This window comes from Haloferax sp. s1, from assembly GCF_058382125.1.
Window position 1 is genome coordinate 1 of sequence record NZ_JBZRPK010000127.1, and the last position, 1,217, is coordinate 1,217.

Consider the following 1,217-nt stretch of genomic DNA (forward strand, 5'->3'; position numbering starts at 1 on the left):
AATCAAAGGTGAAACCACCGCCCGCCAAGTTCGGATCCGCCCCCGTGTGAGGCGACGTACCCGTGTTCTGACAGGGTGTGGAGATGCTTGTACCCTGTTCTTTCGGCAATTCCTAGTTAGGCTCCAACCTCCGACGCCGTCGCACCATCTAGCTGTACGAGAGTGTTAATCACCGCCAGCGATGTGTCGGTTGTCGTCAACAGTTGTGTGTCATCAGTCATTGTATAGCACTCCCACTGAGGGATTATATGAATTATGGAATTCAGTAACCAGGTGGTCGTATTCACGCTCTGAACCGGCAACCGTTTGTTCACCCGAGGGCGGTGCCAGTCAATTAGTTACATGTTTTATGGAATCATTCGTACTGAGCTCGCTAACGTCGAGGGGTACAGCTACCCCGGACAATCGCATTCAGTATCATCCTTCATGAGCTGATCAGACACTACACAAGAGATAGGGAATCCAAAGATTACACGAATATGTGTGTAATCCCCTGGGTACAGATGGTGCCATTTCCAACTGTGCACGCATTCGAAGCACGAAAGTCGTTCTACGTATTATAGAATCTGGTAGTCGTTCCAATGAGCAACCGAATCCAAGGGAGGCATCTCCGTTCACGCCGAACTCGTTGACCCGGGTTGGACAGTGGATTATGTCGATTGGCTACTGACTGTCTGTCATAGCGACACGTATATATTCCCCGTCAAACATGGTCAATGATGTAGTATGCCAACGATAGCAGACGTTAGCGCGATTCCGACAGCCGGTGGTTTTTATTTCGATGACAAAGAGGCCATCACTCGGAACGCCACGGCAGATGGGTTTTCCTATACAGGACAGCCAGTGACCAACGGCTTCTCACGGGTTCGGCAACCGGCCGAGGCTCTGAGCATCGTCATTGAGTTGGACAATGGGCGCTATGGAATCGGCGACTGCGCAGCAGTTCAGTACTCCGGGTTCAGTGGGCGTGACCCATTCTTCGACGCACAAGCTCATGCTGACCTCGTAGAATCGACACTCTCTGATGCGTTCGTCGGCCGGGATGCGGGTGATTTCACCGACAACGTGGCAGCCATCCAAGACAGCATTGAATCAGGTGACTCACTTCACACCGCAGTTCGCTACGGATTTTCGCAGGCGCTACTTGATGCGGCGGCAGAGGCCCATTCAACGACAATGACCGAGGTAATTCTCGACGAGTACGGCTTGTCTCAGAC

1 pseudogene is annotated in these 1,217 nt (G+C 52.1%); it reads left to right on the plus strand.

Annotated elements, in window-relative coordinates:
• Window positions 1-726 precede the first annotated feature (726 nt).
• Window positions 727-1,217: pseudogene (locus QT222_RS00915) on the plus strand (methylaspartate ammonia-lyase); the annotation flags it as partial.